Genomic DNA, 17,343 nt, shown 5'->3' on the forward strand with positions numbered 1-17,343 from the left:
TCCCGTGAGTTGGCCGCGTCAACCATCAATAGCCGGTTACGGAAAAAATGTGATCACCGGGAGGTTACGTCCAGGTCAGTTTCCGCACAGTTTTGTCAGGAGCATGTTCGGCCTTTGTTCTTTCCGCTTGCCCCTTCGCGCGAAAGACGGTTAAACGACTTCTGTCGGGAGTTGTGGCGTCTCTCGACGTGGCGGCAAAAAGACCTACATAGGGGATGGCCGGGAAAACCCGCCAATCCCACGAATTCCAGATCTGAGGCGGCGACCGGCGATGGCCGACCATAAATTCCTTTCCATTCGCGGGGCGCGCGAACACAATCTGAAGAACGTCGATCTCGACCTGCCGCGTGACAGCCTGATCGTCATGACCGGCCTGTCGGGCTCCGGCAAATCGTCGCTGGCCTTCGACACCATCTATGCCGAAGGCCAGCGCCGCTATGTCGAGAGCCTCTCGGCCTATGCACGGCAATTCCTCGAAATGATGCAGAAGCCCGACGTCGACCAGATCGACGGCCTGTCGCCGGCCATCTCCATCGAGCAGAAGACCACGTCGAAGAACCCGCGTTCGACGGTCGGCACCGTCACCGAGATCTACGACTATATGCGGCTTCTGTTTGCCCGTGTCGGCGTGCCCTATTCGCCGGCCACCGGCCTGCCGATCGAGAGCCAGACGGTCAGCCAGATGGTCGACCGGGTACTCGCGGTCGAGGAAGGCACGCGCCTGTTCCTGCTGGCGCCCATCGTGCGCGGCCGCAAGGGCGAGTACCGCAAGGAACTGCTGGAATTGCAGAAGAAAGGGTTCCAGCGCGTCAAGGTCGACGGCGTCTTCTATGAAATCGCCGACGTTCCAGCGCTGGACAAGAAATACAAGCACGACATCGACGTTGTCGTCGACCGCATCGTCGTGCGCGGCGACCTTGCCACGCGTCTCGCCGACTCCATCGAGACGGCGCTGAAGCTGGCCGAAGGGCTGGCGGTGGCCGAGTTCGCCGACAAGCCGCTCGACGCCAGCCAGACCGGCGAGGATTCGGTCAACAAGTCGAAGAACGAGACGCATGAACGCATCCTGTTCTCGGAAAAGTTCGCTTGCCCGGTGTCCGGCTTCACCATTCCGGAAATCGAGCCCAGGCTGTTCTCCTTCAACAACCCGTTCGGCGCCTGCCCGACCTGTGACGGTCTCGGCAGCCAGCGCGCCATCGACCCCAACCTCGTGGTGCCCGACGAAAACGTGTCGCTGCGCGACGGCGCCGTCAGCCCATGGGCGAAATCGACCTCGCCCTATTACTCGCAGACGCTCGAGGCGTTGGGCAAGGCGTACGACTTCAAGCTCGGCGACAAGTTCAAGGATCTTTCCGCGCAAGCCCAGGAGGCGATCCTGCGCGGTACCGGCGAGCGCGAGATCACCTTCCAGTATGATGACGGCCTGCGTTCCTACAAGACCACCAAGACTTTTGAAGGCGTCATCCCCAATCTGGAACGGCGTTGGAAAGAGACCGAATCCGCCTGGATGCGCGAAGAAATCGAGCGCTTCATGTCGGCGACGCCCTGCCCGGTCTGCAAGGGCTACCGGCTGAAGCCCGAAGCGCTGGCGGTGAAAATTGCCGGCAAGCACATTGGCGAGGTGACGGAACAGTCGATCCGCAACGCCGACAAATGGTTCACCGACCTGCCGGCGCAGCTCAACGACAAGCAGAACGAGATCGCTGTCCGCGTGTTGAAGGAAATCCGCGAGCGCCTGCGCTTCCTCAACGATGTCGGGCTCGATTATCTCACTTTGTCGCGCAATTCCGGCACGCTGTCGGGTGGCGAAAGCCAACGCATCCGGCTGGCCTCGCAGATCGGCTCTGGGCTGACCGGCGTGCTCTATGTGCTGGACGAGCCGTCGATCGGCCTGCACCAGCGCGACAACACGCGCCTGCTCGACACGCTCAAGCATCTGCGCGACATCGGCAACACGGTGATCGTCGTCGAGCATGACGAGGACGCAATCCTGCATGCCGACTATGTCGTCGATATGGGCCCCGCCGCTGGCATCCATGGCGGCGAGATCATCGCCCAGGGCACGCCCCAGCAGGTGATGGCCAACCCCAATTCGATCACCGGCAAATATCTGTCGGGCGCACTCGAAGTGGCAACGCCTGGCGTGCGCCGCGAAGCCAAGAAGAACCGGCGGCTGAAGATCGTCGGCGCGCGCGGCAACAATCTGAAGAACGTCACCGCCGAAATCCCGCTCGGCACGTTCACCGCCGTCACCGGCGTGTCCGGTGGCGGCAAGTCGACGTTCCTGATCGAGACACTGTTCAAGGCGGCCTCGCGCCGCATCATGGGCTCGCGCGAGCATCCGGCCGAGCATGACCGCATCGAGGGGCTGGAATTCCTCGACAAGGTCATCGACATAGACCAGTCGCCGATTGGGCGGACCCCGCGTTCGAACCCCGCCACTTACACCGGCGCCTTCACGCCGATCCGTGACTGGTTCGCGGGTCTTCCCGAAGCGAAGGCGCGCGGCTATCAGCCGGGACGTTTCTCCTTCAACGTCAAGGGCGGCCGCTGCGAGGCCTGCCAGGGCGACGGTGTCATCAAGATCGAGATGCACTTTTTGCCCGACGTCTACGTCACCTGCGACGTCTGCCACGGCAAGCGCTACAACAGAGAGACGCTCGACGTCCTGTTCAAGGGCAAGTCGATCGCCGACGTGCTCGACATGACCGTCGAGGAAGGCGTCGACTTCTTCGCCGCCGTGCCTGGCGTGCGCGACAAGCTGGAGACGCTGAAGCAGGTCGGGCTGGGCTACATCCACATCGGCCAGCAGGCGACGACGCTGTCCGGCGGCGAGGCGCAGCGCATCAAGCTGGCCAAAGAACTGTCGCGCAAGGCAACCGGCAAGACGCTCTACATCCTCGATGAGCCGACCACCGGTCTGCACTTCCACGATGTCGCCAAATTGTTGGAAGTGCTGCACGAACTGGTCGACCAGGGCAACACCGTGGTCGTCATCGAGCACAATCTCGAAGTGATAAAAACCGCCGACTGGGTGCTCGACCTCGGGCCCGAAGGCGGTGATGGCGGCGGCGAACTGGTCGCCTCCGGCACTCCGGAAGCCATCGTGCGCGAGAAGCGCAGCTACACCGGCCAGTTCCTCAAGGAGCTTCTGGAGCGGCGCCCTGGAGGCAAGCGCGAAGCGGCGGAGTGATGACAGAGGATGGTCTCATCACGGTCCAGAGCCGCTTTGGCGTGACCGAAACCATCGACCGCCTGGCTGAGGTGGTCAAGCGCGCGGGACTGCTTGTGTTCGCGCGCATCGATCACCAGGCCGGCGCGCGCGATGTCGGCACCGCGCTGCGGCCGACGGAGCTTCTGATTTTCGGCAATCCGAAGGGCGGCACACCGCTGATCCAGGACCAACAGCCTGCCGGCATCGACCTGCCGGTGAAGGCGCTGGCCTGGGAGGATGAAGAAGGCAAGGTCTGGCTTTCCTACACTGACGTCCATTGGATCGCCGAACGCCACGATCTCCGTGACGCCAGCCGCGATGCCGTCGCCGCAATTGCCGCTGGCATGGAAAAGGTGATAGCGGCCGCTGCCGGAATGGATCAATCATGAGGCTCGCTGGCCCAGAAGATCTCGCCGCGATCGTGACGCTGACGCAAGCGGCCTATGCTCCCTACAACGCCATACTCGACGCGCCACCGATCCCCGTTACCGAGGATTATGCGCCCCGTATCGAGCGCGGCGAGGTCTGGCTACTTGAGAGCAGCAATGATCCCGTCGGTCTTATTGTCCTTGAACGACACGAAGACCACGCCATGATCTTCAGCGTCGCCGTCTCCCCTGCTTTTCAGGGCAAAAAACTCGGCATAGCACTGCTCAATCACGCGGATGAACAGGCGCGTCTGTGGGGTTTGCCGGAGGTGCGGCTCTACACCAACGCCAAGATGGAACGGAACATCGCGCTCTACGCCGCCTATGGCTACCGTGAAACGGGTCGCCGGCCCAATCCCTATCGGCCAGGGTGGATACTGGTCGACATGGCCAAACCCATCGACAGGCCCACCGCGGTCTGATCGCTTTTAGAAATCCGGGAGGACGACAATGAGCACATCGGGAACAATCCGCGCGGGCATGGGCGGCTGGACCTTCGAGCCCTGGGACACGTCCTTCTATCCCGAAAAACTGTCGAAGGCGAAGCAACTGCAATATGCCACCCGGCAGGTGCCGAGCATCGAGGTCAACGGCACCTATTATTCGAGCTTCAAGGAGCCGACCTTCGTCAAATGGGCCAACGAGGCGCCGGACGGTTTCGTCTATTCGCTGAAAGGCAACCGCTTCGTCACCAACAGGCGCGTTCTCGGTGAAGCCGGTGAATCGATGATGCGTTTCCTGGGTTCCGGCGTTGCCGCGCTCGGCGACAAGCTCGGGCCGATCCTGTGGCAGTTCGCGCCGACGAAGAAGTTCGATCCGGACGATTTCGAAGCGTTTCTGAAGCTGCTGCCGGAAAAGCAGGACGGCGTCGCGCTGCGCCACGCGCTCGAAGTCCGCAACGACAGCTTCATCGTGCCGGAATTCGCCGCGCTCGCGCGCAAATACAAGGCGGCGATCGTCTATGCCGACCATGCCAAATATCCCGATATCGCCGATATCACCGGCGATTTCGTCTATGCGCGGCTGCAGACCGGCAGCGACGACAATCCCGATTGCTACACGCCAAAGGGCCTCGACGAATGGGCGGCGCGGGCAAAGATTTGGGCGAAAGGCGAGCAGCCGTCCGATCTGCGCCGCGCCGACCCTGCCACCGACGCCCCGGTCCAGCCGCGCGACGTGTTCGTCTACTTTATCACCGAGGGCAAAGTGCGCGCGCCGTTCGGGGCGATGGCGCTGATGAAGCGTGTGGCCGATTAAATGGCAAGCTTGCACCGCGGCCATGTCTTTTGACGAGGCTTCGAGGTCGGGTGTTGCTGCGTGTTCGGAACCCGCAGGGCATCTTGACCGTTTTGCCTATCTAGCCGAGAGCCGGTTTCCATGGCGCCCGGGGGCGTTGGGCAAAAGCGAGGAGAGATGGCTATCATCCTCATCGGAGCGTTGCTGACCATAGCCGGCCTTGTGTACATGGCGGGTGCAGCCATCAGGCGCGGCCAGTTGAGCGGCGGCTCGGCGCCTGCGGGCTCGACGGGCCCGACGCTTGAGCCACCCCGGCGTGGCCTTCGTTTCCTAGGCCTCTCGCAAGATTGGCCGGGCTTGCTGATGATGGGGGTCGGCATCCTCATGCTGTTGGCGGTGGCAATTCTCTGACACGAGAAATCCTGGCATTCTCAGCCCGTCGTAACCTTATTGACACTTCCTTGCCGCATGAATGCGCCGACGCCAGGCCGCAGAGCTGGAACCGCCGCCGGCAGGGAAAGAAGGGCATGTCGCTCGACTACACTTCACTCCTGCTGGCCGTCGGGTTCTCCGCCGCCTGCCTCAGCCTGACATTGTTCGGCATGTGGCTGACCGCCCGCTCGGAAAAATTCCTGCTGACATGGGCAATCAGCCTGGTGTTCGTGGTCGGCGATATTTTCATCTATGACGCCTATATCGACATGCCCGGGCGTCTGCTCGGCATCGCCACTTCAGCGTTCCTGCTGATCGGCTTTTCGGCCATGCTGGGTGCCGCCTATCAGTTCCGAACCGGCGGCTCGCCGTTGCCGCGGGCGCTGTGGGGTTGCGTTTCGTTGGCGATTGCGTTGCCTCCCATGGCTTTGGGCTATGATGGCCTCGGCTTCATGTTCGAGAACATGCTCGCCGCCTTGCTGCTGTTCGCCACGGCATTCGAATATTGGCGAGGCCGCGATGAGGCACCCGCCCTGACGATCGGCATCACCGCGCTCTATTCGGCCACGGCCACATCCTTCGCGCTCTGCGCCATGGTTCTTGCCTGGGATGGCAAACTGGTTCTGGGACACGCACCAAGCAACTGGGCCGAGGAGCTCAGCCTCATCGTGGTCATCGCCAGCATGACAGGCATCGGCGCGCTTTCGCTTGCCCTTAACCAGGGGCGCCTGGCGAGGTACCACCACCGCAACGCCCTGACGGATCCCTTGACCGGCCTGCTCAACCGGCGCGCTCTGTTCGACATGCACGGCGACGTCCCGGTCGGTGCCTTTACCGCGGTGGTCGTTTTCGACCTCGACAACTTCAAGACCATCAACGACGAATTCGGTCACGCGGCGGGCGATGAGGTGCTGAGGGTGTTCGCCAGGGAACTCACCGGCAATCTTCGCCAGACCGACGTCGCCGCGCGCATGGGCGGCGAAGAATTCGCACTGGTGCTGAAACGCACTCTGCCGGAAACGGTCGAGCAATCGGCAGAGCGAATCCGGGCCGTATTCGCGACGCGGCTGATAGAAACCGAAAGCGGTTTGCTCACCTGCACGGTCAGCGCCGGGTTTGCCTTTGGCAGCAAGGAAGGGCTCAGCTTCGACAAGGTGCTCAACGCCGCCGACAAGGCGCTCTACGATGCCAAGCGCGGAGGCCGCAACCGCGTGACCGCCTCTCCCTTCCGACGCGTGAGCTGATTACGCGTATCATGGTGAGGCTGTGATTGTTGGATAGCGAAGGCTGCCCTTAGGCCGCCATGACGATTTCATTGAAGGCATCGAGGTCGACATAGAAGACCTTGGTGATCTCCTCGATCAGATCGTCGTAATCGCAGCCCTGTGACCTCAGGATGTTGATGGCGGCGATGATGTCGACGCGTTCGGTAAGCCGCCGCTTCTGGTAGTCCTCGACGTAACGTTCCATGGCTGTCCCTTAGCCTGTGTGCCCAAACGCGTTTGAACGACAATCAGATCGGGAAGCTAGGAAGCCTTGCTTGCGTGGAACTTGCAGAACCTTCGCCGCGCCTCGATCCGCGATACCAGACTGATACGGAAGCGGCCGACTCACAAAGCCTGGAAAAGACTAGCATGCGATATTGCGTGTGCCAGAGACGCAGATGAGGACGGAAGAAATATTGGACTTGCCAAGGACTTCAAATCTTCAAATGGAGTTCAGCGCCGATTCTAGACCGTAAGGAATTTGCGAACATCAGCCCGGTCCAAATCTTCCGCTGGGCCGGTGTGGACGATCTGGCCGCGGTCCATGATGTTGACCTCGTCGGCGAGTTCTCGGCAGAAGTCCAGATACTGTTCGACCAGAAGTACCGCGATGCCGGCTTGATCGCGCAGGTAGTGTATGGCGCGGCCGATATCCTTGATAACAGAGGGCTGGATGCCTTCGGTCGGCTCGTCGAGCACTAGCAGCTTCGGCCGCATCACCAGCGCCCTGCCGATGGCCAACTGCTGCTGTTGACCGCCGGAAAGATCGCCACCACGACGGCCAAGCATCTGCTTCAGCACCGGAAACAGTTCGAAGACGTGGGCCGGCACGTTGCGGTCGGCGCGCCTCAAGGGCGCGAAACCGGATTCGAGATTTTCCCGCACGCTGAGCAGCGGAAAGATCTCCCTGCCCTGCGGCACGAATGCGATGCCCGACCGGGCGCGGTCATACGCCGCGCTCCGGTCGAGCGCCTTCCCCTCGAAGGCAACACTTCCGCTCGTCAGCCGGTGATGGCCGACGATCGATCTCATCAAACTTGTCTTGCCGACGCCGTTGCGGCCGAGCACGCACGTGATCTTGCCCGCACCCGCCTTCAGCGACACGCCGCGCAGCGCCTGGGCGGCGCCGTAATGGAGCGTGGCATTGGAAACTTCGAGCATGTCAGCGCCTTCTCCAGAAGCGAAGAAACGACATGTCGAAGTGATGGAATTGCACCCGCCAGACCATGTTCATCTCCCCAGATAGACTTCGACGACGCGCTCGTCGGCCGAGACGAAATCGAGCGTCCCTTCCGAGAGCACCGAGCCTTCATGCAGGCAGGTGACCTTCACGCCGAGCTCGCGCACGAAATGCATGTCGTGCTCGACGACAATGACCGAGTGGTCGCGGGCGATATCCCTGAGCAGCAGTGCGGTTTCCTCGGTTTCGGCATCGGTCATGCCGGCGACCGGCTCGTCGACCAGAAGCAGTTTCGGGTCTTGCGCCAGCAGCATGCCGATCTCGAGCCACTGCTTCTGGCCGTGGCTGAGATTGGCGGCGAGCTCGCGGCGCTTGTCGCCTAACCGAATGATACCAAGGATGTCATCGATCTGCCGTGCCTCGGCGGCCGATTGGCGGTGGAACAGCGCCGGGAAAATCGAACGCGGCCCCTTCAGCGCCAGCATCAGGTTTTCTTCGATCGTGTGGCTTTCGAAGACGGTCGGCTTCTGGAATTTGCGGCCGATGCCCATCATGGCGATCTCGGCTTCGTCATGCCTGGTGAGGTCCACCTGGCCGTCGAAGAACACTTCGCCTTCATCCGGCCTCGTCTTGCCGGTGACGATGTCCATCATCGTCGTCTTTCCGGCGCCGTTGGGGCCGATGATGGCGCGCATCTCGCCCTTGTCGAGCACCAGCGACAGATTGTTGATGGCGCGAAAGCCGTCGAAGGAGACCGAGACGCCGTCGAGATAGAGGATGGTGTTGGATTTGCTCATTGTCGCTTACTCCGCCGGCTGCGGTTCGGGGTCGGACCAGGACCATTCGCCCGGATTTCGCGCCGGCGAGCGAGCGGGCTTCGACGTCGCGGATGCGATCCCAACCTCGGTGCCGACTTCTTCAGCGAGGGAAGCCCCGCGCAACGCCCTGGCATTGCCGCGCCAACTGTCCCACATGCCGATGATGCCCTTGGGCAAGAGCAAGGTGACGGCGACGAACAGGCCGCCGAGCGCGAACAACCAGAATTCCGGCAGCACGCCGGTGAACCAGGATTTCCCGGCATTGACCAGCAGCGCGCCGATGATCGGCCCGACAATTGTGCCGCGCCCGCCGACGGCCGCCCAGATTACGACCTCGATCGAATTGGACGGCTCGAACTCGCCGGGATTGATGATGCCTACCTGCGGCACATAGAGCGCGCCGGCAATGCCGGCCATGACGGCCGAGACGGTGAAGGCAAACAGTTTTACGTTCTCCGCCCGCCAGCCGAGGAAGCGCGTGCGGCTTTCAGCGTCGCGCACGGCCATCAGGAGCTTGCCGTATTTGGAGCCGACGATCGCCCAGGTGATGAAGACGGCGAGTGCGAGCATGATGGCGCTGGCCGCGAACAGTGCCGAACGGGTCGCATCGGCTTGCACGTTGAAGCCGAGAATATCCTTGAAATCGGTCAGGCCGTTGTTGCCGCCGAAACCCATGTCATTGCGAAAGAAGGCGAGCAGCAGCGCATAGGTCATCGCCTGAGTGATGATCGAGAGGTAGACGCCGGTGACACGGCTTCGGAAGGCGAACCAGCCGAAGATGAAGGCAAGCAGACCGGGCACTGCCAGGACCATGAGGCCGGCGAACCAGAAATGGTCGAAGCCGGTCCAGAACCAGGGCAGCTCCTTGTAGTTCAGGAACACCATGAAATCGGGCAGGATCGGATTGCCGTAGACGCCGCGCGAGCCGATTTGACGCATCAGATACATCCCCATCGCATAGCCGCCGAGCGCGAAGAAGGCGCCGTGGCCGAGCGAAAGGATGCCGCAATAGCCCCAGACCAGGTCGAGCGAGAGCGCCAGCAGCGCGTAGCAGAGATATTTGCCGGTCAGCGCCACGATGTAGGACGGCACGTAGAAAGCGCTGGTCGGCGAGACGGCCAGGTTGAGCAGCGGCACGGTGACGGCCACCGCCAGCAGGACGAAAATGGTGATGGCAATGCGGCGGTCGGCACCCGCGGCGAAGAAGCGTCCTGACATCATGCTTCCACCGCCCTGCCCTTGAGCGCGAACAGGCCGCGCGGGCGCTTCTGGATGAACAGGATGATCAGCACCAGCACGACAATCTTTCCGAGGACGGCGCCGGCATAAGGCTCGAGAACCTTGTTGACGATGCCGAGCGAAAAGGCGCCGACCAGCGTACCCCAGAGATTGCCGACACCGCCGAAGACGACGACCATGAAGCTGTCGATGATGTAGCCGCGGCCGAGATTGGGCGAGACATTGTCGATCTGGCTGAGCGCGACGCCGGCAATGCCGGCAATTCCCGATCCTAGCGCGAAAGTCAAAGCGTCGACCCACGGCGTCCTGATTCCCATCGAGGCGGCCATGCGCCGGTTGGCGGTGACGGCGCGCATCTGCAGGCCCCATGGCGTGCGCTTCATGACGTAGAGCAACATGCCGAACACCGTGAGCGCGAACACCAGAATCCACAGACGGTTCCAGGTGATGGCCAGTTGCCCGATGTCGAAGGAGCCGGACATCCAGGACGGATTGCCGACCTCCTGGTTGGTCGGCCCGAAGATCGAGCGCACCGCCTGCTGCAGGATAAGCGAGACGCCCCAGGTCGCCAGCAGCGTCTCCAGCGGCCGCCCGTAGAGGAAGCGGATCACACCGCGCTCGATGATGAGACCGACGAACGCCGCGACCAGGAAGGCAAGCGGCAGCGCGATCACCAGCGACCAGTCGAACAATCCGGGAAAGGATGTCCGGATCACCTGCTGGACGACGAAGGTCGTGTAGGCGCCAAGCATCACCATCTCGCCATGCGCCATGTTGATGACACCCATGACACCGAAGGTGATGGCAAGCCCGATCGCGGCCAGCAGCAGGACCGAACCCAGCGAAATCCCGTACCAGATGTTCTGGCCGGCATCCCACAAGGCCAGCGTCGAATTGATGCTGGCGATCGCCGCCGTCGCCGCGTCCTTGACCGCGCCCGACGCACTGGCTTCGACCGAGGTGAGCAGCGAAACCGCATCGCGGTCACCACGCGTACCGATCAAGGCGACTGCGGCGAGTTTGTCAGCCTCAGGCCTATCGGACACAAGCACCGAGGCCGCACGAGCCTGTTCGAGCAGGGCCTTGACGCCAGCCACGGTCTCTTTGGCGATCGCCGTGTCGAGTGGCTCTATGTTCGAGGCATCGGGCGTTTTGAACATAGTGTCGGCCGCGGCCAGTCGTGCGGCCGAATCCTTGGCGCCAAGCGTCAACGTGCCCAGCGCGTCGCGGATGACGCGACGCAGCGTGTTGTTGACCTTGATCTTGGTGACGTCGTCCTTGGCAGCCTCGCCTGATGCGTCGCTGCCGAGCGGGTCGAAAAGCTGGATGCTTTCGCCGGCTTCCTTGCCGACGAAAACCAGGGAATCGGCCTTGCGGATATAGAGGTTGCCGTCGGCGAGTGCCGAGAGCGGCCTTTCGACCGTTGGATCGCCTGTGGCGGTTAGTTCATGCACCACTGCTCCGATGTCCGAAAAACCCTTGGCAGTAGCGAACTTGGCGATGGTGGCGCGCAGATCGGCTTCGCCTGCCCCCGACGACGACAGCATCGCCAGCAGGCACAACAGCGTCAGGCCAATCGTGCGGATCAAGGTCATCGGCTTTTGTGGACCCTTGGAGGCTTGAAATTAGGCGTCCGGACTGTGGAGGAAAAACGGCCCGGACGCGCGCGGTCTTGGGCATGGGCCTGAGGGCCCAGCCCGGCAGACCTGGGAGGATCAGTTTGTGCCCTTGCCGCCGCACTTGCCCGTGGCAACGTTGAAGTTGCCGCAGGACAGAGGCTTGCGCCAATCGGAGATCAGCTCCTTGGAGTCCGGCAGATAGTCCGACCATTCGTCGCCCATCACCAGGCCCGGTGTGCGCGAAACCGTTTCGAACTGGCCGTCGGCCTGGATTTCGCCGATCAGCACCGGCTTGGTGATGTGGTGGTTCGGCATCATCGTCGCATAGCCACCGGTAAGGTTGGGCACCGAAACGCCGACCATCGCGTCGATCACCTTGTCCGGATCGGTGGTGCCGGCCTTCTCGACCGCCTTCACCCACATGTTGAAGCCGATATAATGGGCTTCCATCGGATCGTTGGTGGTGCGCTTGTCGTTCTTGATGAACTTGTGCCAGTCGGCGATGAACTTCTTGTTCTCGGGCGTATCGATGCTCTCGAAGTAGTTCCAGGCGGCAAGATGGCCGACCAGGGGTGCGGTGTCGAGACCGGCCAGCTCTTCCTCGCCGACCGAGAAGGCCATGACCGGGATGTCCTCGGCCTTGATGCCCTGGTTACCGAGTTCCTTGTAGAATGGCACGTTGGCGTCGCCATTGACGGTCGAGACAACGGCCGTCTTCTTACCGGCCGAGCCGAACTTCTTGATCGCCGAAACCTCGGTCTGCCAGTCGGCGAAGCCGAACGGCGTATAGTTGACCATGATGTCTTCGGCAGCGACGCCCTTCGACTTCAGGTAGGCTTCGAGGATCTTGTTGGTGGTGCGTGGATAGACGTAGTCGGTTCCTTCGAGCACCCAGCGCTTCACCGAGCCGCCATCCTCGCTCATCAGGTAGTCGACAGCTGGAATCGCCTGCTGGTTCGGCGCGGCACCCGTGTAGAACACGTTGCGTTCGCTCTCCTCGCCCTCATACTGGACGGGATAGAACAGGATATTGTCCAGTTCCGAGAATACTGGCAGCACCGATTTGCGCGACACCGAGGTCCAGCAGCCAAACACCGCCGCGACCTTATCCTTCGAGATGAGCTCGCGCGCCTTTTCGGCGAAGAGGGGCCAGTTGGATGCCGGATCGACCACGACAGCTTCGAGCTTCTTGCCGAGCAGGCCGCCCTTGGCGTTCTGCTCGTCGATGAGCATCAGCATGGCGTCCTTCAGCGTCGTTTCCGAGATCGCCATCGTGCCCGACAGCGAATGGAGAATGCCGACCTTGATCGTGTCGTCGGCAGCCCTGGCCGGAGCGGCCATCAGACCGGCGGCAACCACGCTCGCCGTGAACATTTTTGCTATTGTCGAGAAATTACCCCTCATTACGGAAGACTCCCAAGCTGGTTGATTGCACCGCGACAATGCAATGCAACCCCCATGCCAACCGCTGAAGGTATGCCGGAAATGGGGAAATATCACACATAATCAGAGGGTTGTTATATTAGAATGAACAGATGGAAGAGAGCCGGTTGAAAATTGACTGAGGGAAAATTGCGCAGTGTAGAGCGCGTTTGCCTAATTTTAGCCCATTTTCTCCAAATGCCTATATTTTGGCCGCAGCACACGCATCGTGGGCAACAAATGTTGCGGCGCGGCGCAAAAATAGGGCAAGCTTGTCGTTCAAGCGGACGGCATCATGACATCGGGCATCTCACGCATATTCATCGGCATATTGTCTCTGGCGGCGGCAACCGCAGCGGCGCGGGCCGACTTCAGCGACGGCAAGATGCCCGATGGCACCTATCACTGCGAAGTCTACCTGCTCGGCCTGTTCCTCAATCTCGGCGACATCACCATCAAGGGAAATGTCTACACGGGGCCCGTCACTTTCGGTACCGCCAAACAGGCTTACAATTACCAGATGGACGCAAACGGTGTGATCTCGTGGCTGGGCCCGCTGGGCGGCTACACCACTGGCGGCAACGCGCTCTCGATGACCCAGGCAACGCTCGACGGCCAGAGCCCGCCCTCCTTCGACATCATCATGAAGCAGCCTGATGGCGCCTTCACAGCCTCGACCTGCACCCGTGGAGGCAACCAGTAGGCCCTCGCCGCCATTGGCCCAGCGGTCTGCACGTCTTCGCGGCCACCGGCCATCCATGGCGGAGGTGCTGAAGCGCGAGGCCGCCTAGCGCCCTTGCGTGGCAATTTCGAGCGCCAGGCGGCTCATGTCGGTGAAAAGCTCCTGGCGTTCGGAATAGTCGGCCTGTTCGCCTGTGATAAGATTGTCGACGACGGTCAGCAGCGACAATGCCCTCGCGCCGAAATGCGCCGAGATGCGATAGAGCGCGCTGGTTTCCATGTCTACGGCCAGCGCTCCGAGCGCCTTTGCATCGGCATAGCGGGCGGGCGCTTCAGGATGGTAGAATATGTCGGTGCAGGCTGTCAGGCCGGCGTGGTGGTCGATGCCGAGTTCGGTTGCCTTAGCCAATGCGCAAGCGAGCAGCGCCGGATCCGGGCCGACATCAGCTTCGTAAAGACCAAAGACCCTACCGCTCTCGGTGTCTTCAGCCCGTGCCGATTGCGAGATCACAAGGCTGCGCAGCTTTGCCTCGGCGCTCAGGGTACCGCAGGTGCCGGTACGGATCAGTGTTCGGGCACCATAATAGTCAAGCAATTCATGCGCATAGATCAGGAACGACGAAACACCGATACCCGTCGCCTGAATGCTAACGGGCTTGCCGCGAAACAGGCCGGTAAAACCAAGAGCGCCGCGTCGACGATTGACGCAGCGCGGCGCGTCCAGGAAAGTCTGCGCCATCCACTCCGCGCGCTGCGGGTCGCCCGGCAACAAAACCGTGTCGGCGTAGTCGCCCTTGTCTGCCTCGATGTGTGGCGTCAACAGCTGCTCCCCCAAGCCCGCCTGCCATATTGTCAATAATCATGGCGTTGTTACGGCGTTGTGCAAGGGCGCGGCATCAGAAATACCTAGTGGATAGAATCTAACACTTGGTGCCCACGTCTGACCGCTGCAATGATTTCGCGGGTCCCGAGTTTAGAAGAATGGCCCCGACACCACGTAGCGGTTGATGGCGGTTTGGAGATCGACGATGCTTTTGAAGGCGCCGCGCTTGAGGCTTGTTGGATATTCCCTCCGGCGAATACCGGTCCGGCCCGCGACAGGCACTCTTCCGTCAGGTCCGAACACTAGGATTCAAGCACATCCTTCACGATCGTGGCCAGTTGCTTGAGCGAGAACGGCTTTGGCAGGAAGCCGAAATGCGCCTCCGCCGGCAGATTCCTGGCGAATGCGTCCTCGGCATAGCCGGAGACGAAGACGAACTTGATGTCCGGCTGGCGTTTGCGCAATTCACCGAGCAGCGTCGGCCCGTCCATTTCCGGCATCACCACGTCGGAAACGACGATATCGACCTTGCCGCCGAGCGCTTCGAACACTTCCAGCGCCTCGACGCCCGAGGACGCCTCGTGAACGGTGTAGCCGCGCGAGGTCAGTGCCCGCATGCCACCCATGCGAACCGCGTCCTCGTCTTCGACCAGCAGCACCGTGGCCGACCCGGACAGGTCCTTGGCATTGTCGACCGGTTTGGCCGGCGCCGTGGCCGGCGCTTCGCCGGGTTCAGCTGCGTTTTTCGCTTCAGCGATGTGACGTGGCAGGAAGATGCGGAAAGTCGACCCCTTGCCGAGTTCGGAATCACAGAAAATGAAGCCGCCGGTCTGCTTGATGATGCCGTAAACCATGGACAGGCCAAGGCCCGTGCCCTTGCCGACCTCCTTGGTGGTGAAGAACGGCTCGAAGATCTTCTTCAGCACGTCGGGCGCGATGCCGCTGCCGGTATCCTCGACTTCGACCACCACATAGTCGGCCGCGGTGAGTTCGCGATAGGCAAAGTTCTTGCACTCCTCGGCGGTCACGTTGCGGGTGCGCACCGTGAGATCGCCGCCGGTCGGCATCGCGTCGCGCGCGTTGACCGCCAGGTTAACCACCACTTGCTCGAACTGGCCGATATCGACCTTGACCGGCCACAGGTCGCGGCCGTGGTCGACCTTGAGCTTGATGTCGTTGCCGACCAGCCGGGCAAGCAGCATCCTGAGATCGGCGAGTACGTCGGTGAGGTTCAGCACTTCCGGCCGCAGCGTCTGCTTGCGCGAGAAGGCCAGCAACTGTCTCACCAGGGAGGCCGCGCGATTGGCGTTCTGCTTGATGTTCATGATGTCTGGGAAGGACGGATCCGACGGCCGGTGATTGGTCAACAGCAGATCCGATGCCATGATGATGGCGGTCAGCACATTGTTGAAGTCGTGTGCGATGCCACCGGCGAGCTGGCCGACGGCCTGCATCTTCTGGCTTTGCGCCATCTGCCCTTCGAGCGCCTTCTGCTCGGTCGTCTCGACGGCGTAGACGATGGCCGATTCCTCGGCTCCTTCGCCGCCGGTGCCGTCGGCAACGGCGTTGACGTAGAAACGGATGTGCCGCTCTTCATTGCCGGGCAGCACGGTGTCGATCGGTTCGATGTCGGCCTGCCGCTGCCGGGCTTTCTCGAACGCGGCTGCAAAGGCCGGCCGGTCGCGGTCATGGATCACGGTGTCGAGCCGCACGCGGCGATCCACGGCATCGCGGTCGACGACCGAGGAAAACAGCGAAAGAAAAGGTGCATTGGTGCGCAGGATGCGCCCGCTGGCATCGACACCGGCGATCGCCATCGGTGTCGAATTGAAGAAGCGGGTGAAGCGCACTTCCGAAGCGCGCAGATCGGCCGAGGCATCCTCGCCTTGCGTGCGGTTGAGCACGATGGTGCGTGTTGGGCCGCCGACGCCCTCCCGGCTGGCCGAAACGCGATGCATGAAGCGTACCGGCAGCGCCTCGCCGGTCATCGTCGTCAAGTCGAGATCGATGACCGCATTGCGCGTCGTGCCGGGATCCGCCTTGACGGAGCGCACCAGCGCCATGCCGTCGCCGGCAACGATATCTGGCAAAGTGACGGCGCCGGGCGTGAAGCTGGCAAGGTCGATGCCCAGCCATCCGGCGAGCGTGGCGTTGATATAGGTGACGCGGCCGTCCTGGTCGGCCGAAAAGAAACCGGCCGGTGCGTGGTCGAGGTGATCGATGGCCTTCTGCAGATCGAGGAAGAAACGCTCCTGCTCGGCCCGCTCCTGCGAAATATCGGCGAGCTGCCAGGCCAGCATCGGCAGCCGCTGGCCCGGGACGCTGAACGTGCGGGCGCGTGCCCGATACCAGCGGGCGCCCGGTTCAGCGCCGGGCCGGATCGATTGCGCGAGCCGGAACTCGCCGTCGCCCGGCTGCCCGTCACGCAGGCCGGACGCCAGCCGGTAGATGGTCACCGAGGCTTCGGGGATATCGGAGAGCAATCCTTCGACCGTCTTCAGGTCTGCGGCCGAGGAGGCCCCGGTCATATCGGCATAGGCCCGGTTGGCGTAGACGACGCGGCCTTTGGTGTCCGTGACCAGCAGGCCCTGTGACATCGAGTCGACAAAAGCCTTGGACAGTTCGTCGCCCGTCGAGCGCGGTGTGATCTGCACGAAGCCGATCGCGGTCGCGAACAGGAAGCCGACGCCGATCATCGCCAGCACGCCGAGCATGCCGAGCAGGAATGGATCGCCGAGGCGCTCCCGGAAAAGGCCGAAGACGATTGCCGCTCCCGTCAGAACGACGATGAAGATGATAAGCCGGGTGACCGCGCCCGGTCGCGTATTCTGGTCGACGATCGGTACCGGATAGAAATCGCCGCGCGCTTCCTTGGCCATATGCCCCCTGCTCGTGAAATCCGAGTTTCCGACACCCGCCCCTAATGCATGTCGCCCAAAAGTGACTTCGGTTTCGCGAAAACGACATGCATAAAAAACAAGGACCT

The 17,343-nt window shown here is 62.0% G+C and carries 15 protein-coding genes; 7 read left to right on the plus strand and 8 right to left on the minus strand.

The genetic code is table 11. From position 1 onward, the window contains the following. The first annotated feature begins 271 nt into the window (after positions 1-271). The 6 genes from uvrA (at position 272) to FJ960_RS02985 (ending at position 6,554) form a co-directional block, all read left to right on the plus strand. The gene (gene uvrA / locus FJ960_RS02960) at positions 272-3,193 is read left to right on the plus strand and encodes an excinuclease ABC subunit UvrA (protein ID WP_027144940.1); all 2,922 of its coding nucleotides are present in this window, start codon (positions 272-274) and stop codon (positions 3,191-3,193) included. Further along, complete coding sequence (locus FJ960_RS02965; protein WP_181174136.1) at positions 3,193-3,603, plus strand: DUF302 domain-containing protein; 411 nt, start codon at positions 3,193-3,195, stop codon at positions 3,601-3,603. The genes uvrA and FJ960_RS02965 overlap by 1 nt, the downstream gene beginning before the upstream one ends. Then, complete coding sequence (locus FJ960_RS02970; protein ID WP_140711740.1) at positions 3,600-4,064, plus strand: GNAT family N-acetyltransferase; 465 nt, start codon at positions 3,600-3,602, stop codon at positions 4,062-4,064. Before FJ960_RS02965 ends, FJ960_RS02970 begins: the two co-directional genes overlap by 4 nt. Positions 4,065-4,092: 28 nt before the next feature. Continuing rightward, positions 4,093-4,899 carry a DUF72 domain-containing protein gene (locus FJ960_RS02975; protein WP_140711742.1) on the plus strand — a complete coding sequence of 269 codons (807 nt, stop codon included), beginning with the start codon at positions 4,093-4,095 and terminating at the stop codon, positions 4,897-4,899. 156 nt (positions 4,900-5,055) lie between these two features. After that, positions 5,056-5,289: a hypothetical protein gene (locus FJ960_RS02980; protein WP_140503709.1), complete on the plus strand. Its 234-nt coding sequence runs from the start codon at positions 5,056-5,058 to the stop codon at positions 5,287-5,289. Positions 5,290-5,405: 116 nt separating this feature from the next. Then, positions 5,406-6,554, plus strand: a complete 1,149-nt coding sequence (locus FJ960_RS02985; protein ID WP_140711744.1) for a GGDEF domain-containing protein — start codon at positions 5,406-5,408, stop codon at positions 6,552-6,554. Between the two features lie 49 nt (positions 6,555-6,603). Here the strand turns inward: FJ960_RS02985 and FJ960_RS02990 are convergent, their stop codons facing one another. The 6 genes from FJ960_RS02990 to urtA all read right to left on the minus strand — a co-directional run bounded on the left by FJ960_RS02990 (position 6,604) and on the right by urtA (position 12,805). Beyond that, a complete protein-coding gene (locus FJ960_RS02990; RefSeq protein ID WP_084636783.1) occupies positions 6,604-6,780 on the minus strand; it encodes a hypothetical protein in 177 nt (58 codons plus the stop codon). Between the two features lie 260 nt (positions 6,781-7,040). After that, positions 7,041-7,736: an urea ABC transporter ATP-binding subunit UrtE gene (urtE, locus tag FJ960_RS02995; protein WP_140711746.1), complete on the minus strand. Its 696-nt coding sequence runs from the start codon at positions 7,734-7,736 to the stop codon at positions 7,041-7,043. A 69-nt stretch (positions 7,737-7,805) separates the two neighbouring features. After that, positions 7,806-8,552: an urea ABC transporter ATP-binding protein UrtD gene (gene urtD, locus FJ960_RS03000; protein ID WP_140711748.1), complete on the minus strand. Its 747-nt coding sequence runs from the start codon at positions 8,550-8,552 to the stop codon at positions 7,806-7,808. 6 nt (positions 8,553-8,558) lie between these two features. Next, positions 8,559-9,794: an urea ABC transporter permease subunit UrtC gene (urtC, locus tag FJ960_RS03005; protein WP_140711750.1), complete on the minus strand. Its 1,236-nt coding sequence runs from the start codon at positions 9,792-9,794 to the stop codon at positions 8,559-8,561. Then, entirely contained in the window at positions 9,791-11,407 is a 1,617-nt protein-coding gene (urtB, locus tag FJ960_RS03010) for an urea ABC transporter permease subunit UrtB (protein ID WP_140503700.1), read from the minus strand. Before urtB ends, urtC begins: the two co-directional genes overlap by 4 nt. A gap of 120 nt (positions 11,408-11,527) precedes the next feature. Continuing rightward, positions 11,528-12,805, minus strand: a complete 1,278-nt coding sequence (gene urtA, locus FJ960_RS03015; protein ID WP_246672598.1) for an urea ABC transporter substrate-binding protein — start codon at positions 12,803-12,805, stop codon at positions 11,528-11,530. Between the two features lie 343 nt (positions 12,806-13,148). On the opposite strand from urtA, the gene FJ960_RS03020 reads away from it, so the two are divergent. Next, a complete protein-coding gene (locus tag FJ960_RS03020) occupies positions 13,149-13,556 on the plus strand; it encodes a hypothetical protein (RefSeq protein WP_140503696.1) in 408 nt (135 codons plus the stop codon). 84 nt (positions 13,557-13,640) lie between these two features. On the opposite strand, the gene FJ960_RS03025 is transcribed toward FJ960_RS03020, so the two are convergent. Then, positions 13,641-14,354, minus strand: a complete 714-nt coding sequence (locus FJ960_RS03025; RefSeq protein ID WP_140711752.1) for a DeoD-type purine-nucleoside phosphorylase — start codon at positions 14,352-14,354, stop codon at positions 13,641-13,643. Positions 14,355-14,659: 305 nt separating this feature from the next. Continuing rightward, a complete protein-coding gene (locus tag FJ960_RS03030) occupies positions 14,660-17,236 on the minus strand; it encodes an ATP-binding protein (protein ID WP_140503694.1) in 2,577 nt (858 codons plus the stop codon). Positions 17,237-17,343 lie beyond the last annotated feature (107 nt).

The sequence above is a fragment of the Mesorhizobium sp. B2-3-11 genome (assembly GCF_006442215.1).
GTDB classification, from domain to species: Bacteria; Pseudomonadota; Alphaproteobacteria; order Rhizobiales; family Rhizobiaceae; genus Mesorhizobium; species Mesorhizobium salmacidum.